The following is a 25233-nucleotide window of genomic DNA, read 5'->3' on the forward strand; positions in this document are numbered from 1 at the left end:
CCCACCTTCGGTGGCGGAGGGAGAATTCCGAAACTGATGTTTATGACGTCTACTTGTCCTTCACCAGCACGCCCGCTTCCGGTGACCACGTCACCGCGACCTGGGCGCCGGGCTGACGCAGGGGACCAGCCTCGAAGGCCGGCATCTGGCTTTCGATCGTGCCGAGCGGCGTATCGATCACATAGACATACTGGCTGCCGACGAAAGCCGAGGTCTGCACGCTGCCGTCGATCCGGTTGAGACTGGTCTTGGCCTGATCGGGCGACACCACCGCGATGCGCTCGGGGCGTAGCGCCAGCAGCGTTTTTTCACCCTGCGCCGCCGCGTCCTTGCCCTTGGCGTGGCGGACCGCGATGCCCTTGACGTCGATCTTGAGCTCGGTGCCGTTGACGGAGGACACCGCGCCTTCGAGGAAATTGGCGCGGCCGAGGAAGTCGGCGACGAAACGGGTCGAGGGCCGGTTATAGAGGCTGTCGGGCGCACCGATCTGTTGCACCGCGCCGTCGCGCAGGATGACGATGCGGTCCGACATGGTCATCGCCTCTTCCTGGTCATGCGTCACATTGACGAAGGTGGTGCCGAGGCGCTGATGTAGGCTGCGCAATTCGAACTGCAATTCGGCCCGAAGCTTCTTGTCGAGCGCCGAGAGCGGCTCGTCGAGCAGCACGACGGACGGATCGAAGACGAGCGCGCGGGCCAGCGCGACGCGCTGCTGCTGGCCGCCCGACAACTGCCGGGGCATACGGTCGGCCAAGGCCGAGAGATGCACGAGATCGATGGTGCGCTCGACCTGGGCGTCGAGCTCGGCGCCTTTGATGCCGCGCAATTTGAGCGGATAGGCGATATTGCCGCGCACCGACATATGCGGGAACAGCGCATAGCCCTGGAACACCACGCCGAACTGGCGCTTCTCCGGCGACAGCGCGTCGATCTTCTGGCCGTTGAGCAGGATCTCGCCCGAATCGGGCGTCACGAAGCCGGCGATCGCCATCAGGATGGTCGACTTGCCCGAGCCCGAGGGCCCGAGCAGGCTCAGGAATTCACCCGACGCGATATCGAGCGATACATTGTCGATGGCCGCCACCTTGCCGTAGGTCTTGACGAGGTTGCGGATCGACAGCGCGATCGGTTTTTCCTGAGCTTTGTTCATGTCACCCTCGACTTGCGGTCACGAGATGTTCGACGGGACTGGTCCAATACGGCACCTCATCGGCGCGCGGCGTCCAGGCGCCCGTCTTGATCAGCGAATTTACATGGGCGGCGATCTCGCTCATCGGCGCGAACCACACATCGCCCTTGGCGTTCATATGCTCGATGAGGCGCACGATCGCTTCGGCGCGCGCCAGGCGCCCCGACACGAAAGGATGCCAGACCGAGATCCACAGGCCGCCGTGATTCCACGCGGCGTCGAATTCGGCGCGGAACACTTCCATCGCCCGCTCCGGCGCCTGAATCGGCATCATGAAGCCGAATTCCTTCATGTTCACATATTGCACCCAGTCGTCGAGCGCGAAATCGGACGGCAGTTCGACGAGCGAGCCCTTCTCCGCCTTGAGCATATAGGGAATGTCGTCGCCGACCAGCGAGGCGTCATAGGTGAAGCCGCGCTCGACCAGGAAATTGGGCGTGTGCTCGGAGAGCGCATAAGCGGGTGCGCGATAGCCTTGCGGGCGCGCGCCGACGACCTTGTCGAAGGCCTGGAGCGCACGATCGAGCACGCGTTCCTCGTCTCCCGCCGACAGCGTATTGGGCTTCTCATGCAGCCAGCCGTGATGGCCGATCTCGTGACCTTCCTTGAGCAGCGCCTCGATGGCGTGCGGATAGGTCTCGATGCACCAGCCCGGCACGAAGAAGGTCTGCTTCATGCCGAAATGCTTGAAGATGTCGATGAGGCGCGGGATCGAGACGAAAGGCCCGTAGCGCAGCGCCGAAGATGTCGCAAGGCGCGAGGGCGCTGCCTCTTTCTGATAGAGATGCAGCAGGCTTTCGACATCCATGTCGAAGGAGAAGCACACCGCGACGCGGGCGCCATTCGGCCAGGGGGGCGGATTCTTGATCAAAGGCAGCATCTGGTCTTTCACTCTTCTTGTTATCGAGATCTACCCGCTTCGATCGAAGCGGGTAGATCTCGACAGTATATTTTTGAGCGCTTCCTTATCGCCAAAGTCGCGCAACTTTGGCGGGAAGCGCTCTGTTCATGACGCCTTGGCGCCGCCGCGGCGCCAGGAGCTTGCCACTGCGATCAGCACGCCGATGGCGGTGATCGCGATGAGCACGGCGGCGACCGCCGCGACGGTGGGGTCGACATTCTCGCGGATGCCATCCCACATGCGCCGCGGCAGCGTGTAGACGGCGCGGCTCGAGACGAACATGGTCACCACGATCTCGTCCCACGAGACGATGAAGGCGAAGACCGCGGCGGTGGCGATGCCGGTGCGGATATTGGGGATGATGATGTCGACGAGGGTACGCAGCGGCGAGGCGCCGAGGCTGCGCGCCGCCTGCTCCAGCCTGCCGTCGAGGAGGCTGAGCGACGTCGTCACCGTGATGATCACGTAAGGAATGGCGAGGATCGCATGAGCGAGGACGACGCCGATCCAGGTGTCATAGATGCCGATCGCCACCCAGGCGCGGTAGAGCGCCAGCGCGCTGACGATCGGCGGGAAGATCATCGGCGCCAGCAGCAAGGCAGCGACGACGCCGGCGAGCCACGGCGTGACGCGCCACAGGCCGACCGCGCAGAGCGTGCCGAAGGAGACCGCGATCGCCGTCGAAGCGAGGGCCACGCCGACGCTGTCGCCGATGCTGGCGAGCCAGCCGCCCGAGGTGAACAAGGTTTCGAAATGCCTGAGCGACAGGCCGTTGGTCGGCAGCGCGATGAATCGGCTGTCATTGAAGGCGACCGGAATGGCGACGAGTCCCGGCAAGAGCAGGAACAGCGCCACCGTCCAGGCGAGGGTGAAAATGGCGTAACGCGGCCAGCCTTTGAGCTCCATCACGCGTTCCCCAGGAGACGGCGCACGCCGACGACTTTGCTGACGATCCACAGCAGAGCGAGCGTGGCGACGAGCAGGACGACGGAGAGCGATGCGGCGAGGCCCCAGCGCAAGGTCTGCAGCACCGAGATCGACACATATTCGCTGAGCATGACGACACGGCCGCCACCCAGGATGGCGGGCGTCACGAAGAAGCCGAGGCCGAAGACGAAGACCAGGAGCCCGGCACCGAAGACCGCAGGCAAGGTTACGGGCAGATAGACGTCGATGAAGGTGCGCAAGGGCGAGGCGCCGACGCTGCGCGCCGCCATCATCAGGCGGCCATCCATGTTCTGCATGGTGGCGAAGATCGGGAACACCGCATAAGGCACGAGATAATGCACCATGCCGATGATCACGCCGAATTCGTTGCGCACCAGGGGCAAAGGCGCGCCGATGAGACCGGTGGCGAGCAGCGTCTCGTTGACGATGCCGTTATTGCGCAGCAGGATAAGCCAGGCGAGCGCCCTGACCAGCACCGACAGCCAGAACGGCACCAGCACGCAGAGCAGCAGCAGAAGCCGCTGCCGGGGGCCCATATGGGCCATGGCGAAGGCCACCGCGTAACCCAGCAGCACGGCGATCAGCGTGGTGATCGTCACGATGCGGAATGTCGTCCACAGGATACGCTGGATGCTGCCGGTCTCGAGGATCTGCGCATACCAGCGCAACGACGGCTCGGTGAAGCCGTCGAAGGACAGGATGATCAGCTGGCCGATGGGGATGAGGAACAGGCCGCAGACGAGAAAGGCGGCGGGCAGCAGGAACCCGATATAAGGTTGTCTCATAAGGAATATCCTATGCCCGCCGTTCTGATCAGCCGGCTATGCCGTCGATCCACTTTTCCACAGCGGCGTCGTAGTTCTTCTCGTACCAGTCCTCGCTGCGGATGGCCTGGACCGTGGCGTTGTCGCCATAGCCCGGGTCGAGGCGCTGCAGCTCCGGCGGCAGCGACGCGGACGCGGCCGGGTTGGTCGGGCCGTTGCCGAGGATCGACAGCAGCTTGATCTGCCGATCGGGTTCGAGGATCGAGGCGAGGAACTTCTGCAGCGCCTCGTTCGGCGCCGGATGGCCCTTCGGCATCACGAAGGACGACGGGCAATAGAGGCCGTCATTCCACGTCCAGGTGACCTTGCCTTGCGTGTCGCGCTCGAGAATGCTGGCGCGGGTGTTCCAGATATTGCCCATGACGACTTCGCCGTCGAGGAACATCTGCTGCGATTCCGCACCCGATTCCCAATAGATCACGTCGTCGCCGAGCGACTTCGCCTTGGCGATGGCGCGGTCGAGATCGGCCGGATAGAGCTGGTCGCGCGCCACGCCGTCGCCCAAGAGACACGCTTCCATGGCGCCCATCTGGTACTTCCACAGGGAGCGCTTGCCCGGATATTTCTTGGTGTCGAAGAAATCGGCATAGGTCGGCGGCTTGTCCGGGAACAGCTCCTTCTTATAGGCGAGCACGAAGCTGTAGGTGTAGTTGGCGATGCCGTGCTTCCACGCCCAGCCTTCGCGGATCTTCGACTTGTCGACGACCGAATAGTCGACCTCGTCGAGCAGGCCCTGATTGCCGAGCTGGTTGCACAGGAAGCCGTCGCCGTCGCAGACGTCCCAGATCACCGACTTCGATTCGACCATCGCCTTGATCTTGCCGGCGAGCGGGCTGCCGCCGTCGACGCGCACCGGAATGCCGCTATCGGCGGTGAAGGGCTTGCCCCAGGCTTCGCTCATGCCGTTGATGGCGTCGCCGCCGAAATTGGCGAGCACGATCTCGCCGGCCTGCGCGGAAGCGGGATCGGAGCCGAGGACGGCGCCCAGCGCCGGAGCGACACCGGCCGCGGCCAGGATTTTGAGGAAATCGCGGCGGTCGAGCCTGCCGGCTTTGACTTCCTGTGCGGCGATCTCGGCGAGATCAGCCTGGAAACTGTGTTTTCTCATGTTTGTCGTCCTCTCCTTGCGGTAACGGCCGCCTTCAACTGCGGCGTGCTTCTCTCATCATGTTTAGGCGACAGCAAGGGCTTGCGCCCCTTTGCCGCCACCCTCCCTAGGTTTCGCCCGGTTAAATTTTAAGTCAAGTAAAAAAAAGGAGTCGACTTCAAAATTGATGTGACTATCATTCCGGCCTGTCGATCTCTCCGGGAGGCACCGCATGGCCGGGCTGCGCGCTCTGCACAGGCAAACACGCTTCAATCAGATGCTGAACGTCGCCGCCGAATTGTTCGCCTCGCAAGGCTATGAGGCGACGCGCATCGAGGAAATCGCCGAGAGCGCCCAGGTGGCGCCGGGCACGGTCTATAATTATTTCACCAGCAAGCCGAATATCCTGATGGCGCTGGCGGTGCGCCATGTCCGCGCCGCCTATCCCGCACGGCGCGACCTGGTGCGCAATCCGCCCAAGGATCCGATCGAGGCGATCTACGCCTTCGAAAAGCTCTTGACCGTGCAGGCGCTCACCACGCTCAACCGCGAATGCTGGCGGGTCATCTTCTCCGCCCCCTATCGCGAGCCCGACGGCCCGCAGCATCGCCTGTCGCGCCGCTTCCAGGGCATCATCAAGCGCCATTACATCCAGCTGCTCGGCCATTTCCAGAAGCGCGGCAGCATCAAGAAGGATGTCGATATCCATCGGCTCGCCGATCTCATCACCGCGGTCGGCACCTATCATTTCGGCCGGCTCGTCTCCTCCGACACGATGACTCTGGAGGAGCTGCAGGCCGCGGTCGAGCACCATCTCGACCTCGTCTTCACCGGCGTCATCGCCAGAACCCCTGAGAAAAAGAAAGCAGCAACAGCATGAGTGATTTCGTCGGCCAGACCGCTTTGGTGACCGGCGCCGGTTCCGGCATCGGCCGCGCCACCGCCGAGAAGCTTGGCTCGCAAGGCGCCCGCGTCATCGTGCAGGATGTCGATGAAGGACGCGTCACCGAGGTCGTCGACGCCATCCGCAAAGCCAAGGGCGAGGCGCTTCCCGCCATCTACAGCGTCGCCGATGAAGCGGCACTGAGGCAGAGCGCCCTCGAAGCCGGCGGCGTCAGCATCCTCGTCAACAATGCCGGCGTGCCGGGCTTCAATGCCGTCATCGAGGATATCGACAAGGCCGCCTATGAGCGCCTGTTCGATATCCATGTCTGGGGCACGCTCGCCGCCACCCGCGCGGTGCTGCCCGAGATGAAGGCCAAACGTTACGGCCGCATTCTCAACATCTCGTCCAACCGCGCCCAGGTCGGCTTCGAGCGCTCGAGCCACTATGCCGCCGCCAAGGCGGCAGTGCTGGGTTTCGCCAAAGCCTGGGCCCGGGAATTCGCCCCCTATGGCATTCTCGTCAACGCGCTGGCGCCGGGCGTCGTGCGCACCGGCATGACGTTGCGCTACGGCCAGGACGCGCTCGACGAAGAGGCCGCACTCAATCTCGTCAAGCGCTGGGCCGAGCCCGAGGAAATCGCCGACTGGATCGCTTTCGTCGTCGGACCGAAGGGCGGCTTCATGACCGGCCAGCTTCTCTGCCCCAATGGCGGCGACCCGATCGTCGGAATCTGATCACAACACCAAGAAGAGGAAAAATCACCATGAGCGTGATGACTGAAAATGAATGGCGCTACAATCAGCTGATCAAGATCTTCCCGTCGGAAGCGGAGCCCGCTTTCGAGGATGCCGATCTGCTCAAGCGCTGGTGGGGTCGCTCCTGGGGCTGCACCAATGACGTCGGCCGCCTGCGCGTCGTCCTGATGCATCGCCCCGGTCCCGAAGTGAATGTCGTCGACACCTCGAAGCGTCTCGAAATGGGCGCTTTCGGCGACATCCAGCAAGGCTGGTACTGGCGCGGCAATCAGGGCCCCGACCTTGCCGGCATGCAGCGCCAGCATGATGCCTATGTGAAGATTCTCAAGGACGAAGGTGTCGAGATCGTCTTCCTCGACCAGGCCGGCCCCGGCCGCATGAAGTCCTGCTACACGCGCGACGTCGTCATCGGCGTCGGCGGCGGCGCCATTGTCACTCGCATGGGCCCGCGCATCCGCCGCGGCGAGGAAGTGCAGGCGACGCGTACACTCGCGCGTATCGGCTGCCCGATCCTGCGCACGCTGTCGGGCACGGCCATTGCCGAGGGCGGCAGCTTCGCCTGGCTCAATGACAAGACCGCCGTCTTCTCGCGCTCATCGCGCGGCAATGAGGAAGGCGGCCGCCAGATCGAGGAAGTGCTGCGCTCGCAAGGTGTCGAGCTCGTCCAGATCGATCTCACCGGCTATCGCCTCCATATCGACGGCCTGTTCCTCATGATCGCCCCCGATCTCGCCCTGGTGAATCCGGCGCAGCTCCCCTTCCCCTTCCTGCAGAAGCTGAAGCAGCTCGGCATCGAGACGGTGGAAGTGCATCACGAGGACAATCCGTGGATCATCAACGGCCTGGCCATTGCGCCCCGCCGCGTGATCATGACCGAGGGCGCCTCCAATTACACGCTCGACCGCTTGGGCGCTAAAGGCGTCGAGGTTCTCACCCTTCCTTATGATCTCGTCTGCTCGGGGGGCGGCGGCCCGCACTGCTCGACGTCGCCCTTGATCCGCGACGCGGTCTGAGGCGCCTCATGCAGAACACCGATCAGGATCGCGTTATCCGTTTCATCGCGGCGAATCGCTTCCCCTTCCCCGGCCAGACCGACTGGCCGGAAGGCTACCAGACGCTCACCAACGGCGCCGAGCGCAGCCATCCGGTTCAAGGACCGGATGGCCAGCACTGGCCCGATATCGTCATTCTCAACGAAAAGGGCGAGCCCTGCCGTCTGGGCGAGGTCGAAGACAAGATCGATGCGGCGGCCATCGCCCGCTGGAAGCTCTGCGCCGACGTCGCCGACACGATGAACGAGACGGGCGTGAAGAATCTCTTCGTCTATGTGCGCAAAGGCCTCGCCGCGGAAGCACTGGCCGCCCTCGACCAGCATGCGATCTCCTTCGCGGGGCTTCGCGAATATGAGATCGCCGGCGATGAAGTGAAGGTGACGCCCTATCTCACCCGTGGCGACCGCTACGACCATCAATAAATCGAAAGTACGAACATGACCCGTGAACAACACGACGCCGTCGTCACGCATATCGCCAGGACGCGCTTTCCTTTCCACGACCAGAAGGATTGGCCGGCCGACTATGTGACGCTCACCAATGTCGCACGCCCGACCCGCTCGATCCCTCATCAAGGCCGGGAGCATTTCCCCGATATCGTCATCGTCAACACCAAGGGCGAGATCCGCGAGATCGGTGAGGTCGAGGAAACCCTCGACGAAGCCAAGGCGCCGATCTGGAAGACCTGCTCGGCCGCCGCCGACAATCTGACCGAGACCGGCAACCGCCACTTCTTCCTCTATGTGCCGGCAGGCCTCGAGGACAAAGCCGTCGCTCTCCTCGACCGTCACGCCATCTCCTTTGCCGGCGTGCGCGGCTTCACCCGCGACGCAGCGGGCGCCATCCGGATTACGCCGCATGTCACCCGCGGCGACTCCAAGGACCACAGAGAATAAGAAGGTAAGGAAATCCATGTCCCGCACCGCATTCAAGCTCGACCGCCTCCAGATCGGCATCGATGATCTGAAGGCCGGCCGCATCCACCGCCGCGACTTCGTGAAACTCGTGGCCGCCCTCGGCTTCGCAGCACCCCTCGCCAAAATGAGCCTCGGCTCCGGCGAAGCGCTGGCCGACGTCAACGAGATCGTCGTCTCCAATTTTGGCGGTGACGCCGCGACCTTCATGGCGGAAGCCTGGGGCGCGCCCTTCACCGCCGATACCGGCACCAAGGTGAGCGTGATCGGCGGCGGCCCTCTGCCGGGTAAGATCCGCGCCCAGGTTGACGAGAAGAACGTCATCTGGGATGTCTGCGACGCCGACGGCTTCATCGCCATCGATCTCGGCCGCAAGGGGTATCTCGAGCCCATCGATTATTCGGTGGTCGACAAGAAGATGATCCGCGACGGCTGGGCCTGGGAGCACGGCATCGCCAATTACGGCTTCAGCTTCGTCATCGCCTATGACGCTGAGAAGATGGGTGGCAAGGCGCCGACCGGCTGGACCGATTTCTTCGATGTCGAGAAATATCCGGGCAAACGCGCCATGTGGAAATACATGATGGGAGCGGCCGAAGGGGCGCTTCTCGCCGATGGTGTTCCGGCCGACAAGCTCTATCCGCTCGACATGGACCGCGCCATCGCCAAGATGAAGTCGATCAAGGATCATCTGCTGTTCTGGGATTCGGGTGCCGAGTCGCAGCAGATGTTCCTCGACGGCGAGATCGTCATGGGCTGCATCTATTCGACCCGCGCCAGCGTGCTCGAGCGCGACACCAAGAAGCGGGTCAGCTGGATCTGGGACGGCGCCAATTATTGCCCCGGCGCCTGGGTGGTGCCGAAAGGCAACCCGGCCGGCGCCAAGGTGCAGCAGTTCATCGCCTCGACGCTCAAGCCGGAACGCCAGATCGTGCTGCTCGACAAGCTCGGCAATTCCCCGTCCAACCCGGCGGCCTCGGCACTCCTCAACGCCGAACAGCAGCGCATCGACCCCGGCTTCCCGGCCAATCTCGCCAAGCAGATCATCCGCGACGAGACCTGGTATGCCGATCATTATGACGACGCGCTCAACAAATGGATCGACGCGATCGCAAGCTGACGAAAGGGCGCCGGAAGGCGCCCTTTTCATTTCGGCGGGACTGCCGATATAAAGGCCTGATGGGAACCGATCTCGCCCAGATCTACCGAAGCTACATAGCTTGCCTGAACAAGCAGGACTGGCCGAATTTAGGCGCGTTCGTTCACGAGGATGTCCACTATAACGGCAAGCGCATCGGACTGTCGGGCTATCGCCACATGCTCGAAGGTGATTTTCGCGCCATTCCCGATTTGCATTTCGAGATAGAGCTGCTGATCTCGGAGCCCCCTCGTATTGCCAGCCGTCTCCAGTTCGACTGCACGCCGATCGGCATGTTGTTCGGCCTGCCGGTCAACAGCAAGCGGGTCCAGTTCGCCGAAAATGTCTTCTATGAATTTCTGGACGGGCGGATCAGGGAAGTGTGGTCGATCATCGACAAGGCCGCCATCGAGGCTCAGTTGTAGACCATGTTCTCCGTCTCCCGCTGGCTGAATTTCTGGCGTTCCCTGTCCGGCATCGGGCTTCTGCTCGGCACATTGTTCTTCGCCGCCGCTTTGACACCCACATTGGTGCCGCGCACCTATCTGACCCAAGGCGTGCTGGCGGGCGCCTGTTTCGCCCTGGGCTACGGCGTCGGCGTCTTCTGGCGCTGGCTGTGGGCCTATCTGGAATTGCCCGAGCCCGGCGAGAAGCTGCGTTTCCGTGCCAACACCGTCATTGCGGTCCTCTGCGCCGGCGTGGCGCTCTACTTCCTTTGGAACACGGCCGCGTGGCAGAATTCCATCCGCCAGTTGATGCAGATGGAGCCGGTGACCAGCGCGCATCCGATCAAGCTCACTTTCATCGCGCTGGTGACTTTCGTGGCGCTCCTGGCGCTGGCGCGCTTCTTCCGCGAGGTGGCTTACTTCGTCACGGCCCGCATCCGCCGTTTCGTGCCACGCCGCGTCGCCAATGTCATCGGCGCCGGTCTGGCCCTCCTGCTGTTCTGGCTGCTAGCCAATGACATGGTCTTTCGCCTGGCGCTCGAAGCGGCGGATTCGAGCTACCGTCAATATGACGAGTTGATCGAGCCGGAGCGCCCGCAGCCGACATCGGCATCGAAGACCGGCAACTCCGCCTCTCTGATCGCCTGGGACGATCTCGGCCGCGCCGGGCGCGAATTCGTCACCACCGGTCCCTCCGCCGAAGCGATCGGCGCCTTCACGCAACGCCCCGCCAAGGAGCCGATCCGCGTCTATGTCGGGCTCAACGCCGCCGGCACCGCCGACGAGCGTGCCAGGCTGGCACTCGACGAACTGAAACGGGTCGGCGCCTTCGAACGCAAGCTTCTCGTCGTGATCACGCCGACGGGCACCGGCTGGATCGACCCCGCTGCCGTCGACAGCCTCGAATATCTGCAGGACGGCGACGTCGCGAGCGTTGCCCAGCAATATTCCTATCTCTCGAGTCCACTGTCGCTCATCGCCGAGCCCGAATATGGCGAAGAGGCCGCGCGCGCTTTGTTCCGTGTGGTTTATGCCTATTGGACGACCTTGCCCAAGGACCGGCGGCCGCTTCTTTATCTGCACGGACTCAGCCTCGGCGCGATGAATTCCGAGAAGTCGGCGCAGCTCTTCGAGATGCTGGGCGACCCCATTGCCGGCGCTTTATGGAGCGGCCCGCCTTTCGCGAGCCGCGGCTGGCGCCGCATCACCGACGGGCGCAATGAAGGATCGCCCGCCTGGCTGCCGCAATTCCGCGACGGGTCTTTCGTGCGCTTCATGAATCAAGAGGGGCTCGGTACGTCCCACCTCGCGCCCTGGGGACCGATGCGCGTCGTCTATCTGCAATATGCGAGCGACCCCGTCACCTTCTTCGACTACCGCGATCTCTACCGCGCCCCCGCCTGGATGGCTAAGCCGCGCGGTCCCGACGTCTCGCCCGAGCTCACCTGGTATCCGATCGTCACCATGCTGCAGCTGGCACTCGACATGGCGGTCGCCACCGCGACGCCCATGGGCCACGGCCATGTCTATGCGCCCGAACATTATGTCGATGCCTGGATCGAAGTGACCGGTGCCGGCCCCTGGACGCCTGATGCGATCATGAAACTCAAGCAACAGCTGAAGGTTGTCCTCGCTGACGAGAATCGTGGCGGCTAGACGCGCGTTCGTCTATCCAGGAGTCCGATCAGCAGGAATCTGACATGACCGACCTCATCGACGTGACGTCTCTCGATGGCGATGCGAGCCTGCCCTCGGGACTGCCGGAAGACATCGCGGGCCGTCTCATGTCCTATCTGCCGGTCCATGGCCGCAGGATTCTCGTCGCGCGCCAGTCGGGCGCCATCACCGGTCTTCTGGTGGCGTTGCAGCGGCCAACCGCCGCGATGCTGCGTATCGTCTGGCTGTGGGCCGGCCGGCGCGAGGCGGGCCAGGCGCTGGTCGTGACGCTCGCTGAGGCCTCGGCCGAGGCGGGCATCCTCTCCTGGCGCATCGACGCCGGAACATCGGGGGCCGAGGTCGGCGATGACATGCGCCTGCTTCTTGGCCTGCCGCAGCGGGCCGACAAGCGCGGATTCGCCGAGCGCTGGCTCGCCAATCACGATATGCGCACCACCCGCCAGGTGCCTCATTATGCGCAGTCGACGGAATTCACCTGCGGCCCCTGCTCGCTCGCCATGAGCTTCGGCGGCTTCGATCCGGCGCAAATCCCCGACCGGCATATCGAGATCGCTTTGTGGCGCGAGGCGACGACGGTCATCGGCCTCACCGGTCCCGGCGGCTGCGATCCCTATGCCATGGCGCTCGCCGCCCAGCGGCGCGGCTATCGCACGCGCCTCTTCATGAGCACCGAGGAGCCGGTCCTGCTCGACCGCGGCAATACCGAGGCCAAGCGCGATCTCATGCGGTTCGTCCAGGCCGATTTCAAGGCCAAGGCGCATGCTTCCCCCATCATCATCGAGAAGCGCGAATTCGACATCGCCGAGATCCACGATGCCGTCTCCTTGGGCGCCATCGCTATCGTCCTCATCGACCAGATGGCGACGCATGGCCACAAGGCGCCGCATTGGGTCGTCGCCCATTCGGTCAAGAACGATGTTTTCCTCATCAACGACCCGTGGATCGACCGTGACTCTTTCGAAACCGAAGCCGATGCCTATGACCTACCGGTGAGGCTTCCCGTCCTCGACCGCATGGCCTGGTATGGCGAGCCGCGCCACCGCGCGGCCATCGTCCTGTCGCGCTGAATAACCTCCCCTTCTCGCCCTGATCCGACTATCTCTCGTCATCGGCCTTGAGCAGCGAGACGGACAGCACGATCAGCACCAGCGAGGCGGCGATGATGAGCGTGCCGACGGCGTTGATCTCAGGCGTCAGCCCGCGCCGCATCGTCGACCAGATATACATGGGGAGCGTGTTGTCCCGGCCGGTGAGGAAGAACGTCACCGGGATCTCGTCGAAGGAAAGCGTGAAGGATAGCAGCGCCGAACCGATCATGGCGGAACGGATATTGGGCAGGATGACGAGGAAGAAGGTCTCCCAGGGCCTGGCGCCCAGATCGGCCGCCGCTTCCTCATAGGACCGGCTCAGCCGCTGTAATCTCGCGAAAACCTGCGTCACCACCACTGAAAGCAGCGCCGTCGCATGGCCGATGATGACCGTCTCGAGGCTCAGGCTGAAGCCCATCAGCTTGAAGAGATTGAGCATCGAGATGCCGGTGATGATGCCGGGCAGCACCAGCGGCAGCAGCACCAGGCGCCGGAACAACGTCTTGCCGGGAAAATTCAGCCGGTCGAGTGCGAAGGCGGCGGGAACGCCGATGACGAGAGTCAGCACCGTCGCCAGCGAAGCGACATAGAAGCTGTTGCGCAGCGCCCTGAGCAGGTCCTCATTGGCGAAGACGCTCTGATACCATTTCCAGGTGAAGCCCGAGAGCGGCAGGGTCAGCGAGCTCGAATCATTGAAGCTGAAGACGATGAGGACGATCACCGGCAGATAGAGGAAGGCCAGGATGCTGGCGATCATCGTCACGAAGACGCCATCGCCGAGGCGGCGGAACAGTGTGTTGTTGAGCGCCTGGATCATGACATCACCCGAGCCCGATCCGGTCTTTCCGCTGGAGGCGGTCGGACAGCTCGATGATGATGAGCACGATGATGAGCAGAACGACGGCGAGCGCCGAGCCGAGCGGCCAGTTGAGGGCGGCGCCATATTGCGAGGTGATCACATTGGCGATCATCACCCCGTCCGGCCCGCCGACCAGCATGGGCGCGATGAAATCCCCGAAAGTGAGGCAGAAGGTAAAGGTGGCGCCGGCGATGACGCCCGGTAGCGACAAGGGCCAGATGACCTTGGCGAGCGCGCCCCAGGGCGTGACACCCAGATCGCCCGCCGCCTCGACCAGATTACGCGGAATCTTCTCCAGCGCGGTGAAGATCGGCATGACCATGAACGGGATGAAGATATAGGTCAGCGTCACCACCATCGAAAACTGGTTGTAGAGAAGAAGATCGGTGGGCGCCGAGAGGATGCCGGTCCAGACCAGGAAGGAATTGAGCACGCCCTCGCTGCCGAGAATCGTCTTCCAGATATAGGCGCGCAGCAGATAGGACACCCAGAGCGGTGCGATGACCGCCATGTAGAGAAGGCTGCGGACCCGTGACGATTTCACCTTGAAGACGAGGAAATAGGCGAAGGGATAGGCGAGCAGCAGCGACAAAGCGGTGACCATCAGGGCGATCTTACCGGTGCGCAGCAGCACCTGGTAATATTGCGGATCGGCGAAGATCTGCGCGTAATTGCCGAACTGAAAGGCCGGTATGAAGGTCGGGTATTTTTTCAGCCAGAAGCTGTAGGTGAAGATGATGAGATAGGGGATGAACAGGAAGAGGACGGCCCAGACGAGCGGTGCCGACAGCACCGCAAGGCCAGGCAGCCTGTCGAGCCGGAACCCCTTCATGCCCGGTCATCTTCGGTGAAGAGCGCCAGGCTGTCGGCATCGGCCGCGAGCCTGATCCGCTCGCCCTTCGCGGGCGCGGCCTTGAGCGCGCCGGTGGTGCCGAGCTGCTGATCGCACAATAAGGGCTCGCCGGAAGAGAGACGGCAGCGCAGCCTGATGCTGTTGCCGTGGAAATGCCGCTCCTCCACCTCGCAGTCGAGGGCATTGGCGGGAGGCGCCACGCCGTTCACCAGGCCGGTGATCTGCAGTTTCTCCGGTCTGATCCCGACGATCACATGCTGGCCGGGCGCGACGCTGCGCAAAGGCGGGCATTCGAATTTGAAGCCGGCATGGTCGACCGTGATGGCGCTTTTCGAGACGTCCGATACGACGCCTTTCAGAAGATTCGACGTGCCGACGAAATTGGCCACATAGGTCGAGGCCGGTCGGTCATAGAGCTCGCTCGGCGTGCCGGCCTGCGCTACGCGGCCATTATGCATGACGACGATGCGGTCCGACATGACCAGCGCCTCGGTCTGGTCATGCGTCACCATGACGAAGGTGAGGCCGAGCTTGCGGTGCAGGTGCTTGAGCTCGACCTGCATCGCTTCGCGCAAGTTTGCGTCGAGCGCCGAGAGCGGCTCATCGAGCAGCAGCACGCGCGGCCGCCTTATGATGGCGCGGGCGAGCGCCACGCGCTGGCGCTGCCCACCCGACAGCTGGTGCGGCATGCGGTCCGCCTTGTCGGCCAGACCGACGAGCTGCAGCGTCTCGTCCACCTTGCGGGTGATGTCGGCACGCTCGAGCCGCAAGCGCTCGAGGCCGAAAGCGACATTGCGGGCGATGGTGAGATGCGGGAACAGTGCATAGTCCTGGAACACCATGTTCACATCGCGTCTATAGGGCGGCAGGTGGGTGACATCCTGCCCGTCAAGCCTGATGGCGCCACGATCCGGCAGCTCGAAGCCGGCCAGCATGCGCAGCAAGGTCGTCTTGCCGCAGCCCGAGGGACCGAGCAGCGTGATGAACTCACCTTCCGCGATGTCGAGGCGGACATCGTCGACGGCGACGATCCTGCCCCCGAAGATGCGCGATACATGGTCGATCTCGATGATCGGCTTCATGAGACAAGACCTTTCCGAATGAAACGGCGCCGGACCCGCTGCCCTCTCTCGCGGGTCCGGCCTCACACGTTAGATCACGATGAGTTTGGATCGAAGCGATCCAAACTCATGAACATGATCGACTTTCATAGTAGCGCGGGATTCTCGCGAAGAACCGGCATCCACTTTTTCGCATCCCGCGCTCAAATCCGCTCAATTGGCGGCCTTCACCGCATTCCAGGCATTGGTATAGGCTTCCAGCCGCTCGCCGAGATTGCGCCACAGCATGAGGCTGTCGAGATAGGCCGGATCGTCCTGATGCAGCGCGTCATATTGCTCGGGCTTCATGCATTTCTTGGCGGCGACCGGATTGGCGGCGGAGTAACCGTTCACATTGGCGACGCCGCATTGGCCGAGCTCCGAGCTCTGCATGTTGAGGAACTTGTAGACGCAGTCCTTGTTCGGCGTGTCCTTGACGATCATCCAGGAATCGAGCCAGCCCTCGGCATTCTCCTTGGGGATGAACTCCTTGACGTCGATGCCCTTGGCCTTGATCTGCGCCGACTGATAGCCGGCCCAGGTATTGGAGATCCACACCTCGCCCGCCACATAGAGATCGACCAGCTCGCCGGCGGTCGCCCAATATTTGCGGATAAGCGGCTTCTGCGCGATCAGCTTCTGCTTGGCCTGCTCGATCTGCGCGTCGTTCAGCTCATAGATGTTGGTGTTGCCTTCGAGACGGGCCGCCACATAGATGGCGCTCTTGTCGTCCCACAGCGACACCTTGCCCTTATATTGCTCGTTCCACAGGTCGGCGATCGAGGTGGGCGGCGTCGGGAACTTGTCGACGCGATACATGAAGGCGATGGCGCCCCAGGCATAGGGCATGCCATAGGTCACGCCGTCCTTGTTGATGCCGGCGGATTTGCGGAACTTCTCATAGATGTTGTTCCATTCGGTGATCTTCGAGGTATCGAGCGGCTCGACGAAGCCGGCATCGACCATCGTATAGGTCGTGTCGAGCGACGGCGTGATGATGTCATAGACATTGCCGCCGGCGGCGAGCTTCGGCGCGAAATCGTCATTCGAGCCGACATAGGTGGCCGAGACCTTGCAGCCCGATTCCGTCTCGAACTGCTTGATGAAGCTCGCATCGGCATAACCTTCCCAGGTGAGGATGTTCACCTGACCGTCGGCGAGAGCAGGCCCCGCCACGAGGCCGAGCGTCACCAGCGCCGTCGAGATCTTCCTGACGAACGTGTTCTTCATAGGCTTTCCTCCGTTTCTTGTTTCTGACTTCAGTCTTTCTCTTGTGTCTTGCGCACAATTGTTCCGATATCGACGCCGAGCGCATCGGCCGCTTTGCGCTTCGAGCCGAGCTTGCCGATCGTCGCTTCGATGATCTGGCGCTCATAGGCCCTGACGCGCGATTTGAGATTGCCGCCGTCGTCGAGCTGGGCGTTCTGCGGCACGAGGCGCAGCAGCACACTTTCAGGAAGATGGCTCGAATCCGCTCTGCCCGCCGCCAGCACCGATATCTGCTGAATGACGTTCTGCAGCTCGCGGATATTGCCGGGATAGGAATAGGCCATCAGATGTTTCCGGCAGTCCTCCGAGAGGACAAGCGGCTGGTCGCGCTGCACATTGACCCCGGCGACGAAAAAGTCGATCAGCTCGCCGATGAGCTCCGGCGTCTCGCGCAAGGAGCGCACCGAAAGCGGCACGACGGCGAGCCGGTAATAGAGATCGCGGCGGAAATGGCCGGTCTGCACCATCTGGGCCAGATCGCGGTTGGTGGCGGCGATGATCCTCACTTTTACCGACTTCTCGGTCGAGCCGCCGACTTTCTGCACCGAACCGGTCTCGAGAAATTTGAGCAGTTTCGCCTGCATCGCGAGCGGGATCTCGCCTACCTCGTCGAGAAACAGCATGCCGCCATCGGCCGCCTCGATCAGACCTTTCTTGCCGCCCGACAGCGCGCCGGTGAAGGCGCCACGCTCATAGCCGAACATTTCCGACTCGAACAATGTGTCGGGGATCGAGCCGCAATTGACATGAACGAAGGGGGCAGCGGGCGATGCGCCATAGGTATGGAGATAACGCGCGATCTCGGTCTTGCCGACGCCCGATTCGCCGAGCAGGAGCACGCGCGCGCCCTGCCGCATCGCCCGCTCGCCGAGCGTGATGATCTGGTTGAGATAGGGGGAGATGCGGCGCTGATGGGCGAGATCGGGCTTCGCCGCGCGCTGGCCCATGAGGCGGAAGGCCGGACGTTTGCCGCCGCCTTGCGCCCGCTCGCGCTCATGATCGAGCACCTGCAGGTCATGCAGCACGACCACCACACCTTGCGATGCGCCCGGAAGCTCGCCACCGATGCGCCGGACCAGCGCCATGATCTGCCGCCCGCCCTCGAGCTCGATCAATGTTTCCGCCTTGAGGCCCGCTTCGACGAGCTCCACCAGCCGCGAGAAAGGCTGGAAGCCGCCGCAGCTGTCGAAGAGCCGTCGGCCGAGAAGCGTATCGCGGTCGAAGCCCAGAAGGGTCACCGCGGCGGCATTGAGATCACGCACCAGCCCGGTTTCGTCGATGATCAGGATGCCCTCGGGCAGAGCGTCGATGGTATTGCCGGGGAAGGACGTGGAGCGGGTCATGACGCCCGTCCGATCCGGGCGGCGCCGGGTGTCAGCCGCAGACTGAGCACGCAGCGCGGCTCCTGGTCTTCGCGCTGCAGCGCCGAGACGATGGCGAGACAAGGGAGCGCGCCGCCGTCACGGTGCATCGCCTGGCCTTCGACGCGCTGGGCGAGCTGCGGTGGGCGCGCCGCGGCCAGCAAATCCTTAATATCCTGGCGCAGGCGCAGAAGGTCACCGAGATCGCGTCCGAGGACCGTATCGGCCGGCCAGCCCAGGCTCCATTCGACGGCCGGGTTGGCGCCGATGATCTGCCCTGCCCCATCCGTCACGATGATCGGATCGGCCACCGCGGCCAATATGTCGAGGGCGGTCGCGGCCTGGACCGCGAGATCGCGTTCCTGCATACGCCGCGCGTTGACCTCGCGCACCACGCCCCAGAAACGATGGAGCTGTCCGTCGCGGATATCGGCGCGCACATCGTTTTCGATGAAGACGTCGACGCCGTCATAGCGATGGTCGCGCGACAGCGCCGCGTCGATGTTCCAGTTCGCCTGGATCAGGGTGCGCACGAAGACTTCATTGTCGGGATTGCGCGGAAACACCTCCCGGACATTGCGCGTATTGAGGTCGTCGCCGATCGGCAGCTTGTAGAGCCGCGACATCGCCTCATTGCAATAACGCCAGCAGCAGCGATTCTCGAAGACCTGCCGGATGATCTCATGCTCGGGCGCCGTCAGGTCCACCGGCTCGATGAATTCCACGCAGTAGCTGGCGTCGCGCGCCGAGAAGACGATACTCGACAGCAGCTCGTTCTCGCGCCGCATCGCATCGATCTGGCGCAACGTGTCGTCGAGCGGGAATTTGACGATGCGGGCACAGCGGCCGAGCTCCGCATCCTCCACTATGTCGATATTGGCGGCAACCTCGATGAGCTTGCGCTCGGCGCTGCGGACCTGAAGGCGGGCAAAGGTCAAAGGTGTGGTGGCCTCACTTCTGAGAACACGTTCGATCAACTGGCGCGACTGGGGTGGATAGACGAGCTCGAAGCCGACGCCGGCGAGCTTGCCCGGTCGGAAGCCGAGCTCACGCTCCTCCGTCGCATTGGCATAGACGATGCGCCCCTCCTCCGACACGAGGTCGAAGAGGAAAGGCGCGGTCCGGATCAGCCTGTCATCCACCTCAAAGATTCCTTCCTGTTACGGCAGGCAGTCGAGATAGGTCTTCACGTCCCAGTCCGACGCTTCCCAGATGAAGCGGTCCCATTCATCGCGCTTATAGGCATCGAACACCTCATACATGCGCCCCGGCAGCGCCTTGCGGATCACCGGATCGTCGCGCAGCGCGTTGAGCGCGTCGTTGAGATTCATCGGGATACGCTCGACATGCTCGCCCGACTTCATCACCTCGACGAGGTTGCGCTCTTCGGGCTCGCCCGGATCGGTCTGGTTCCTGAGCCCGTCATCCATGCCCTTATAGAGCGCCGCCATCATCAGATAGGGATTCACCATCGAATCGCAGGGCCGGTATTCGAAGCGGTCGGGACCCGACACGCGCACCGCGCAGGAGCGGTTCTGCAGGCCCCAGCTGATCGCGAGCGGCGCCCACAGGCCCGTATCGTTGAGACGGCGATAGGAGTTCACCGTCGAGCAGGCGATGGCCGTCATGCCGGAAAGATGTTTGAGGAGCCCGCCCAGCGCATGCCGGCCGACCGCCGCCGGTTTCCACGTTTCCGTCTCGTCGCGCAATTCGTTCTTGCCGCCTCTGCGATAGGTGAAGACGTCGTCGAGGCCGGGCTGCGGGCCGTTCACCAGCTTCACCACCTCGCTGTCGCCGCCCGACCACAGAGAAATGTTGTGATGGCAGCCATTGGCCGAGGTGCCCATATAAGGCTTGGTCATGAAGCAGGCGATAAGGTTGAACTCACGCGCCACCTGCGCGCAGATCTGCCGGTAGGTGGTGAGCCGGTCGGCGGTGCGCAGCGGCTCGTCGAACATGTAATTGAGCTCGACCTGGCCGGGCGCGTCTTCATGATCGCCCTGGATGATGTCGAGCCCCATGGCGATCGAATATTCATAGACCTTGAGCCATACCGGCGCGAGCTGCTCGAACTGCTCGATATGATAGGCATAGGGCTTGGTCGTGCCTTCGAAGGGAATATCGGGCGATGATCCTTTCTTCAGCCACAGCATTTCCGGCTCGCAGCCGACCCGCATGTGCATGTCATGGGTGGCGCGGAACTCGTTGTCGATGCGGCGCAGATTGCCGCGCGAATCGGGCTCGAAATAGCTCCCCGGCTTGTCGGCGTCTTCTTCCATGTAGAAGAGCGTGCAGAAGACCCGCCCCATGCGCTTGTTCCAGGGCAGCTGGCAGAAGGTCTCCGGGTCAGGAAGGGCGATCACCTCATGAGAGTTGGCCGGGAAAGCGATGAGCTTGCCATGCCGGTCGGGAAACACATTGACGACGCCGCCCATGAAGGTCTGGACGCCCTTGCGCGCCAGTTGCTCCCAATGGCGCGCCGGACAGGCCTTGCCCATCACCCGGCCGGTGATCGAGATATATTGCAGATAGATGTAATCGACCCCCAGCTCATCGATCTTGGCCTGGACTTTCCGGACAAGCTCGGCGCGGCCAACGGCGTTGCGATGCACTTCGAAATCGGTTTGCTTGCTCATTTTTCCTCAGCCGGCTTCCAGATAACGTTGAACCTCGGCGGCGCTCACCGCCTTGCGCAGCGCCGTGTCTTCCGCCTCGCAGATCGCCGAATAGTGATCGACAAAGGCCGCGCCGAAGAGCGCCTTCGCCTTGGCGCTGGCGCGGAAGCGCCTGGTTGCATCGAGCAGATCGACGGGCAGGCGCTCGACGCCTTCCGGAACCTCATTGGGTCCGCCCGACGCGATGGCGGGCGTCGTAAGCTCGAGCCCGCGCGTGAGACCGTCGAGCCCTGCCCCCAGCATCGCCGCCATGGCGAGATGTGGATTGGCGTCGCTCCCCGGCAGGCGCAATTCGAGCCGGGTCATCTCTTCCGTCTCGGCCGCGATGCGCACCGCCGCGGCATAATTATAGGGCGCCCAGCTCACCGTCTTCGGCGCCCAGCTGCCAGGCGCCAGGCGGCGATAGGCATTCACCGTATTGCCTATCATCGGGAAGATCTCCGGCACATTGGCGATGATGCCGGCGAGGAAGGACTTGGCCGTCGCCGACAGGCCATTGGCATCCGATCGGTCGGCGAAGACATTGCGGCCGCTTTTGCGATCGCGCAGCGACAGATTGATATGGCCGCCGATGCCTGGGAAACCATTGCCGGTGAGCGCCATGAAGGACGCGGTGAGATCGCGCTGACGGCAGAAGGATTTGGTGAACATGCGGAAGAAGGCGGCGTCATCGGCGCCACGCAGGCCCTCGCGATGCTTGAGCGTCGCCTCGAAGCAGCCGGGTCCCAATTCGACGCTGAGCGAGAAGAGATCGACGCCGGCGCGGGTCAGCGTATCTTCGAGCTCGGCGACGAAGGGCGCATAGGTGGCCGCCGTCTGCCCCGACCAGCAGCGATTGTCGGCGGCATAGTGATTGAGATTGGCGAACCCCTTGGTACGCAAGGTCTCGGCCGTCTCATTGAGGACAATGAATTCGAATTCAAAGCCGGCGAACACATCGAGACCCAGTGCATCGGCCTTGGCGATCTGGTCGGCGAGCACGCGGCGCGGCATGATCGCCGCTTGCGGGCCGGTGTAATCGGCGATGAGCGCCGCGGCGTTCTTCTCGAAGGGATAAGGCCTGAGCGAAGCGACGTCATAAGCGACCGTCTCGCTGCGATAGGGACCTGGAAAGAGGATCGCCTCGCCCGAATCCCATTTGGGCAGCACATTGGCAAAGACCGCCGTTTCGGCGCCGTTCAGCAATTCATCGCGGCGCAGCCGGCGCTCGCGGAACATGCTCGCATAGTCGAACAGTCCGACATGGATCACATCGGCATGCATGTCGTCCAAGGCCTTGGCGAGTTGCGCCTTGAGGCCCGATCGATCGGCCATTCCTGGTCTCCCTCTATGGGGCGCTTTGCTTGCGCCGCTGTTTTCGTCTGTCTCCGCAAGGCCCATGCCACTCAAGCCAGGACCTCGATTTTCAGTCAGCCCTTGATTCAAATCGGCTTTTCACACGGCCCCCCCGCACAGATGCTGCATTTTCGCAGCGCTTGATGAGATATTGCATCACGTTTCTCGCCCGACATCCACAAGGTTCCGATAGTGAGCAAGGCGGGCCGCCGGCAGGCCGATCAGCACCACCCCGATCATGCGGCCGGCCCGGCGATAGCCCAGCGCCACGCCCTGGCGGCGCATGTCATCGGGGCAGAGCGAACCTTCGAGCAGCTCAGATGCATCTCCGAGCGACGGCGAACCGTAGCTCTGCAGTCGCAAACCATGCTGGTCGCTCCAGAAGGCCGGCAAAGGCGCGAAGCTGCTTTGGACCATCTCCTTGACCAGGCTTTCGGCGGCGCGTTTGGCGGTGAAACCCGGTACCGTCCAATGCTCGATGCGCCGCGGCACATGATCGGCAAAGAGATTGGGAAACCGCGCAATGTCGCCGGCCGCCACCACGTCGGCGCGCCCTTCGACACGCATCGCATTGTCGCAGAGAACGCCATCGCTGAGATCTAGGCCATTGCCGACGAGCCAGGCTGTATTGGCAGTCGAGCCCACTGCTTCGACCGCGAGATCACAGGCGATCATTTCGCCAGTTTCGAGCCTGATGCCGTCGAGATGCCCGTCACCGCGGTCGACGAAGCCGGTGATCTTCGATTGCAAGCGGAAGTCGATGCCTTCACTCCGATGCAGCGCCTGCATCGCCTGGCCTGCCACGATGCCGATGGCGCGCTGCATCGGGGCTTCGAAGGTTTCGATCATCGTCACGGCAAGGCCGCGTTTGCGCGCCGACGCCGCGACCTCGCACCCGATGAAGCCGGCGCCGATAACGGCGAGCCGCGCGCCCGCGATGAGCCGCGCCCGCAAAGCCAGCGCGTCGTCGAGCGTGCGCAGGACATAACGGTCCTTCTCACCGCCGGACAGCGGCACGCGCCGTGGCGACAGGCCGGTGGCGATGGCGAGCGCGTCATAGGACAGCGTCGAGCTGTCGGCGAAGCTCACTCTTCTCGCCGCCAGATCGCAGGCAACCGCAGTCGCGCCGAGCTTCCAGGTCACATCATCAAGCGTCGGGCGCGGACGGAAGCTCAATGATTGTACAAGTGTTGCCTCATCGTCATCACCCGTCAGTACGTCCTTGGAGAGCGGCGGCCGGTTGTAAGGCATTCGTGTTTCGGCGCCGGCAATCGTGACCGGCCCTGTATGGCCAAGTCCACGCAATTGCTCGGCCAGTCTCAGGCCGCTGAGCGACGCACCGACCACGAGGACATGCCCGGTCATTTCCGCTCAATCCTCGATCGTGATGGCTTGTTCGGGACAGACATCGGCCGCTTCCTCGGCTTCCCGTCTCGCACTTTCATCCGGCTGCTCGACCCATTGGAGCTTGCCGTCCTCACCGAAGGAGAAGAGCTTAGGCGCCGCAATCGCGCATTGGCCATGCAGCTGGCATTTCACCAGATCGACGCAAATCTTCATGTCGGCTCCGCATCGAAGAGGATCGGCAGCTTGACCGCGCCGGTATTGCCGCTGTCGGGCAGCCATGTCGCGGCGCCGTCGTAGCGCGGGTTGCGGATGCGCTGGGCCAGGATGCGCAGGGCTTCGGTCATGTCGCCACGGGCGATGAAATGGCCGAGGCAATGATGGGTGCCGCCGCCAAAGCCGAAATGCGGCATTCGTTTGACCGAGATGTCGAAGCCCGGCGTGAAGACGGCAGGATCGGTGCCGGCCGATTCCGCAAAGAGATGCAACGTCGTCCCCTTCTTGATCGGGAGATCGTTGACCGTGATGTCCTCCATCGTCTCGCGCGTTACCCAGGTCGTGGTGGGCCTGGTCCGCATCACTTCTTCCACCGCCGGGCGTGCCAGCTCCGGCTGCTCGGCGAGAAGCTGCCATTGCGCCGGATTGTCGATGAACATGCCGAGAGCGAGGCCGAGCTGATTGCGCGTCGTGTCGATGCCGCCGAACACCGCGAGCACGACCATGTCATCAAGCTCCTGGTCGCTCAGCGTGTCCTTGTTTTCATTCGCCTGCAGCAGCAAAGAGACGAAGTCGTCGGCCGGCGGCCGCTTGCGGCGCAGGGCGATCACGCGTTGCACATAGTCATAAAGCCGGTCGGTCGCCGCATTCACCCGCGCCACATCCTGCTTGTAGGTGACGCCCAGCGCCAGCCCCATTTCGCCGGCGATGTCGGCCAGATTGCGCCATTCCGACTGGTCGAGCTCGAGCAGGATGCAGATCACCCGCGTGGCATAGGGCTCGGAAAACTCCGCCATGAAGTCGCAACGGCCGCGCTTGGCGAAACCGTCGATCAGCTCATGCGCCAGCGCTTCGAATTTGGGCTTGAGCGCGCCGATGAGTTTTGGCGAGAAGGCCGGATTGGCGAGCCGTCTCAGCCGTGCGTGATCCTCACCGATCCGATTGAGCAGCATGGCCAGCCACCATTCGGCGAAACGCCCGGTCGCCTGATTATGCGCCGGCCAAGCGTAGCTGCCCTGGCGCAGGCGCGGATCGCGTAAAAGCTTGCCGACTTCCTCGTAACGCAGCACCGCCAGCCCATAGGGCGTACGCGCGCACCAGCTCCTGTCGCGCGCCTCGCGCACCACGTGCGAGCGAATGGAAAAAGACGGATCCGACAGATTCAGGAATGGCAGCTCGGCCGCTGCAGTCTCGCTCATGGCTCCTCCCGCAGAATGTTCTTTGAGAAGCCATCAGCAATCACTGTGCCAATCCGACGTCCTTCCACAAGACGTTGATCGGCAAGGAAAATCTAAAATCGGTCAGAGGGTGGTGAT

25 protein-coding genes are annotated in these 25233 nt (G+C 63.1%); 9 read left to right on the top strand and 16 right to left on the bottom strand.

Annotated elements, in window-relative coordinates; genetic code table 11:
* Nucleotides 1-49 precede the first annotated feature (49 nt).
* The 5 genes from JHL16_RS14540 to JHL16_RS14560 form a co-directional block, all read right to left on the bottom strand.
* Nucleotides 50-1150: an ABC transporter ATP-binding protein gene (locus JHL16_RS14540; protein WP_137860297.1), complete on the bottom strand. Its 1101-nt coding sequence runs from the start codon at nucleotides 1148-1150 to the stop codon at nucleotides 50-52.
* Between the two features lies 1 nt (nucleotide 1151).
* Nucleotides 1152-2069, bottom strand: coding sequence for a polysaccharide deacetylase family protein (locus JHL16_RS14545; RefSeq protein ID WP_200185555.1), 918 nt, complete (start codon nucleotides 2067-2069; stop codon nucleotides 1152-1154).
* A 126-nt stretch (nucleotides 2070-2195) separates the two neighbouring features.
* The gene (locus JHL16_RS14550; RefSeq protein ID WP_200185556.1) at nucleotides 2196-2996 is read right to left on the bottom strand and encodes an ABC transporter permease; all 801 of its coding nucleotides are present in this window, start codon (nucleotides 2994-2996) and stop codon (nucleotides 2196-2198) included.
* On the bottom strand, nucleotides 2996-3823 hold the full coding sequence (locus tag JHL16_RS14555) for an ABC transporter permease (protein ID WP_200185557.1): 828 nt from the start codon (nucleotides 3821-3823) through the stop codon (nucleotides 2996-2998). Before JHL16_RS14555 ends, JHL16_RS14550 begins: the two co-directional genes overlap by 1 nt.
* A 28-nt stretch (nucleotides 3824-3851) precedes the next feature.
* Nucleotides 3852-4970 carry an extracellular solute-binding protein gene (locus JHL16_RS14560; protein ID WP_200185558.1) on the bottom strand — a complete coding sequence of 373 codons (1119 nt, stop codon included), beginning with the start codon at nucleotides 4968-4970 and terminating at the stop codon, nucleotides 3852-3854.
* Between the two features lie 211 nt (nucleotides 4971-5181).
* Here JHL16_RS14560 and JHL16_RS14565 point away from each other — a divergent pair, with 211 nt between their 5' ends.
* From JHL16_RS14565 to JHL16_RS14605, 9 genes are read left to right on the top strand one after another with little or no spacing between them, the layout of a single operon-like run.
* Nucleotides 5182-5829 (top strand): TetR/AcrR family transcriptional regulator, encoded by a 648-nt coding sequence (locus tag JHL16_RS14565; protein WP_200185559.1) that lies wholly within the window; start codon nucleotides 5182-5184, stop codon nucleotides 5827-5829.
* Nucleotides 5826-6569 carry an SDR family NAD(P)-dependent oxidoreductase gene (locus tag JHL16_RS14570; protein ID WP_200185560.1) on the top strand — a complete coding sequence of 248 codons (744 nt, stop codon included), beginning with the start codon at nucleotides 5826-5828 and terminating at the stop codon, nucleotides 6567-6569. The genes JHL16_RS14565 and JHL16_RS14570 overlap by 4 nt, the downstream gene beginning before the upstream one ends.
* Nucleotides 6570-6598: 29 nt before the next feature.
* Nucleotides 6599-7603: a dimethylarginine dimethylaminohydrolase family protein gene (locus JHL16_RS14575; protein ID WP_200185561.1), complete on the top strand. Its 1005-nt coding sequence runs from the start codon at nucleotides 6599-6601 to the stop codon at nucleotides 7601-7603.
* Nucleotides 7604-7611: 8 nt separating this feature from the next.
* Nucleotides 7612-8064, top strand: a complete 453-nt coding sequence (locus JHL16_RS14580; RefSeq protein ID WP_200185562.1) for a hypothetical protein — start codon at nucleotides 7612-7614, stop codon at nucleotides 8062-8064.
* Nucleotides 8065-8079: 15 nt separating this feature from the next.
* The gene (locus tag JHL16_RS14585; protein WP_200185563.1) at nucleotides 8080-8538 is read left to right on the top strand and encodes a hypothetical protein; all 459 of its coding nucleotides are present in this window, start codon (nucleotides 8080-8082) and stop codon (nucleotides 8536-8538) included.
* Between the two features lie 16 nt (nucleotides 8539-8554).
* Nucleotides 8555-9676 (top strand): ABC transporter substrate-binding protein, encoded by a 1122-nt coding sequence (locus JHL16_RS14590; protein WP_200185564.1) that lies wholly within the window; start codon nucleotides 8555-8557, stop codon nucleotides 9674-9676.
* A 59-nt stretch (nucleotides 9677-9735) separates the two neighbouring features.
* A complete protein-coding gene (locus JHL16_RS14595) occupies nucleotides 9736-10119 on the top strand; it encodes an ester cyclase (protein WP_200187141.1) in 384 nt (127 codons plus the stop codon).
* Nucleotides 10120-10122: 3 nt separating this feature from the next.
* Nucleotides 10123-11796, top strand: a complete 1674-nt coding sequence (locus tag JHL16_RS14600; RefSeq protein ID WP_200185565.1) for an alpha/beta hydrolase — start codon at nucleotides 10123-10125, stop codon at nucleotides 11794-11796.
* Between the two features lie 44 nt (nucleotides 11797-11840).
* The gene (locus JHL16_RS14605) at nucleotides 11841-12884 is read left to right on the top strand and encodes a peptidase C39 family protein (protein ID WP_200185566.1); all 1044 of its coding nucleotides are present in this window, start codon (nucleotides 11841-11843) and stop codon (nucleotides 12882-12884) included.
* Nucleotides 12885-12912: 28 nt separating this feature from the next.
* Here JHL16_RS14605 and JHL16_RS14610 read toward each other — a convergent pair whose 3' ends face one another.
* The 11 genes from JHL16_RS14610 to JHL16_RS14660 all read right to left on the bottom strand — a co-directional run bounded on the left by JHL16_RS14610 (nucleotide 12913) and on the right by JHL16_RS14660 (nucleotide 25116).
* Nucleotides 12913-13722, bottom strand: a complete 810-nt coding sequence (locus JHL16_RS14610) for an ABC transporter permease (RefSeq protein WP_200185567.1) — start codon at nucleotides 13720-13722, stop codon at nucleotides 12913-12915.
* Nucleotides 13723-13726: 4 nt separating this feature from the next.
* On the bottom strand, nucleotides 13727-14596 hold the full coding sequence (locus JHL16_RS14615) for an ABC transporter permease (protein ID WP_200185568.1): 870 nt from the start codon (nucleotides 14594-14596) through the stop codon (nucleotides 13727-13729).
* A complete protein-coding gene (locus tag JHL16_RS14620; RefSeq protein WP_200185569.1) occupies nucleotides 14593-15699 on the bottom strand; it encodes an ABC transporter ATP-binding protein in 1107 nt (368 codons plus the stop codon). The genes JHL16_RS14615 and JHL16_RS14620 overlap by 4 nt, the downstream gene beginning before the upstream one ends.
* Before the next feature lie 192 nt (nucleotides 15700-15891).
* Complete coding sequence (locus tag JHL16_RS14625; protein ID WP_200185570.1) at nucleotides 15892-16947, bottom strand: ABC transporter substrate-binding protein; 1056 nt, start codon at nucleotides 16945-16947, stop codon at nucleotides 15892-15894.
* Nucleotides 16948-16976: 29 nt separating this feature from the next.
* Nucleotides 16977-18329, bottom strand: a complete 1353-nt coding sequence (locus tag JHL16_RS14630; protein ID WP_200185571.1) for a sigma-54 interaction domain-containing protein — start codon at nucleotides 18327-18329, stop codon at nucleotides 16977-16979.
* Nucleotides 18326-19489: a PAS domain-containing protein gene (locus JHL16_RS35420; protein WP_200185572.1), complete on the bottom strand. Its 1164-nt coding sequence runs from the start codon at nucleotides 19487-19489 to the stop codon at nucleotides 18326-18328. The genes JHL16_RS14630 and JHL16_RS35420 overlap by 4 nt, the downstream gene beginning before the upstream one ends.
* Before the next feature lie 18 nt (nucleotides 19490-19507).
* Nucleotides 19508-20983: a glutamine synthetase family protein gene (locus tag JHL16_RS14640; protein WP_200185573.1), complete on the bottom strand. Its 1476-nt coding sequence runs from the start codon at nucleotides 20981-20983 to the stop codon at nucleotides 19508-19510.
* 6 nt (nucleotides 20984-20989) lie between these two features.
* Nucleotides 20990-22336 (bottom strand): type I glutamate--ammonia ligase, encoded by a 1347-nt coding sequence (locus JHL16_RS14645; protein WP_200185574.1) that lies wholly within the window; start codon nucleotides 22334-22336, stop codon nucleotides 20990-20992.
* A gap of 177 nt (nucleotides 22337-22513) precedes the next feature.
* On the bottom strand, nucleotides 22514-23722 hold the full coding sequence (locus JHL16_RS14650) for an NAD(P)/FAD-dependent oxidoreductase (RefSeq protein WP_200185575.1): 1209 nt from the start codon (nucleotides 23720-23722) through the stop codon (nucleotides 22514-22516).
* Between the two features lie 6 nt (nucleotides 23723-23728).
* Complete coding sequence (locus JHL16_RS14655) at nucleotides 23729-23917, bottom strand: ferredoxin (RefSeq protein WP_200185576.1); 189 nt, start codon at nucleotides 23915-23917, stop codon at nucleotides 23729-23731.
* Entirely contained in the window at nucleotides 23914-25116 is a 1203-nt protein-coding gene (locus JHL16_RS14660; RefSeq protein WP_200185577.1) for a cytochrome P450, read from the bottom strand. The genes JHL16_RS14655 and JHL16_RS14660 overlap by 4 nt, the downstream gene beginning before the upstream one ends.
* Nucleotides 25117-25233: the final 117 nt, after the last annotated feature.

Origin of the sequence: Taklimakanibacter albus, assembly GCF_016595235.1 — a bacterium.
GTDB classification, from domain to species: domain Bacteria; phylum Pseudomonadota; class Alphaproteobacteria; order Rhizobiales; family Aestuariivirgaceae; genus Taklimakanibacter; species Taklimakanibacter albus.

Excerpts from the sequence above, each read along its gene's own strand:
- JHL16_RS14605 (WP_200185566.1), top strand. The coding sequence starts at position 11,841 with ATGACCGACCTCATCGACGTGACGTCTCTCGATGGCGATGCGAGCCTG.
- JHL16_RS14580 (WP_200185562.1), top strand. The coding sequence starts at position 7,612 with ATGCAGAACACCGATCAGGATCGCGTTATCCGTTTCATCGCGGCGAAT.
- JHL16_RS14620 (WP_200185569.1), bottom strand. The coding sequence starts at position 15,699 with ATGAAGCCGATCATCGAGATCGACCATGTATCGCGCATCTTCGGGGGC.
- JHL16_RS14555 (WP_200185557.1), bottom strand. The coding sequence starts at position 3,823 with ATGAGACAACCTTATATCGGGTTCCTGCTGCCCGCCGCCTTTCTCGTC.
- JHL16_RS14575 (WP_200185561.1), top strand. The coding sequence starts at position 6,599 with ATGAGCGTGATGACTGAAAATGAATGGCGCTACAATCAGCTGATCAAG.
- JHL16_RS14650 (WP_200185575.1), bottom strand. The coding sequence starts at position 23,722 with ATGACCGGGCATGTCCTCGTGGTCGGTGCGTCGCTCAGCGGCCTGAGA.
- JHL16_RS14625 (WP_200185570.1), bottom strand. The coding sequence starts at position 16,947 with ATGAAGAACACGTTCGTCAGGAAGATCTCGACGGCGCTGGTGACGCTC.
- JHL16_RS14560 (WP_200185558.1), bottom strand. The coding sequence starts at position 4,970 with ATGAGAAAACACAGTTTCCAGGCTGATCTCGCCGAGATCGCCGCACAG.
- JHL16_RS14655 (WP_200185576.1), bottom strand. The coding sequence starts at position 23,917 with ATGAAGATTTGCGTCGATCTGGTGAAATGCCAGCTGCATGGCCAATGC.
- JHL16_RS14640 (WP_200185573.1), bottom strand. The coding sequence starts at position 20,983 with ATGAGCAAGCAAACCGATTTCGAAGTGCATCGCAACGCCGTTGGCCGC.
- JHL16_RS14660 (WP_200185577.1), bottom strand. The coding sequence starts at position 25,116 with ATGAGCGAGACTGCAGCGGCCGAGCTGCCATTCCTGAATCTGTCGGAT.
- JHL16_RS14590 (WP_200185564.1), top strand. The coding sequence starts at position 8,555 with ATGTCCCGCACCGCATTCAAGCTCGACCGCCTCCAGATCGGCATCGAT.
- JHL16_RS14585 (WP_200185563.1), top strand. The coding sequence starts at position 8,080 with ATGACCCGTGAACAACACGACGCCGTCGTCACGCATATCGCCAGGACG.
- JHL16_RS14545 (WP_200185555.1), bottom strand. The coding sequence starts at position 2,069 with ATGCTGCCTTTGATCAAGAATCCGCCCCCCTGGCCGAATGGCGCCCGC.
- JHL16_RS14645 (WP_200185574.1), bottom strand. The coding sequence starts at position 22,336 with ATGGCCGATCGATCGGGCCTCAAGGCGCAACTCGCCAAGGCCTTGGAC.
- JHL16_RS14595 (WP_200187141.1), top strand. The coding sequence starts at position 9,736 with ATGGGAACCGATCTCGCCCAGATCTACCGAAGCTACATAGCTTGCCTG.
- JHL16_RS14630 (WP_200185571.1), bottom strand. The coding sequence starts at position 18,329 with ATGACCCGCTCCACGTCCTTCCCCGGCAATACCATCGACGCTCTGCCC.
- JHL16_RS14565 (WP_200185559.1), top strand. The coding sequence starts at position 5,182 with ATGGCCGGGCTGCGCGCTCTGCACAGGCAAACACGCTTCAATCAGATG.
- JHL16_RS14600 (WP_200185565.1), top strand. The coding sequence starts at position 10,123 with ATGTTCTCCGTCTCCCGCTGGCTGAATTTCTGGCGTTCCCTGTCCGGC.
- JHL16_RS14610 (WP_200185567.1), bottom strand. The coding sequence starts at position 13,722 with ATGATCCAGGCGCTCAACAACACACTGTTCCGCCGCCTCGGCGATGGC.
- JHL16_RS14550 (WP_200185556.1), bottom strand. The coding sequence starts at position 2,996 with ATGGAGCTCAAAGGCTGGCCGCGTTACGCCATTTTCACCCTCGCCTGG.
- JHL16_RS14540 (WP_137860297.1), bottom strand. The coding sequence starts at position 1,150 with ATGAACAAAGCTCAGGAAAAACCGATCGCGCTGTCGATCCGCAACCTC.
- JHL16_RS14615 (WP_200185568.1), bottom strand. The coding sequence starts at position 14,596 with ATGAAGGGGTTCCGGCTCGACAGGCTGCCTGGCCTTGCGGTGCTGTCG.
- JHL16_RS14570 (WP_200185560.1), top strand. The coding sequence starts at position 5,826 with ATGAGTGATTTCGTCGGCCAGACCGCTTTGGTGACCGGCGCCGGTTCC.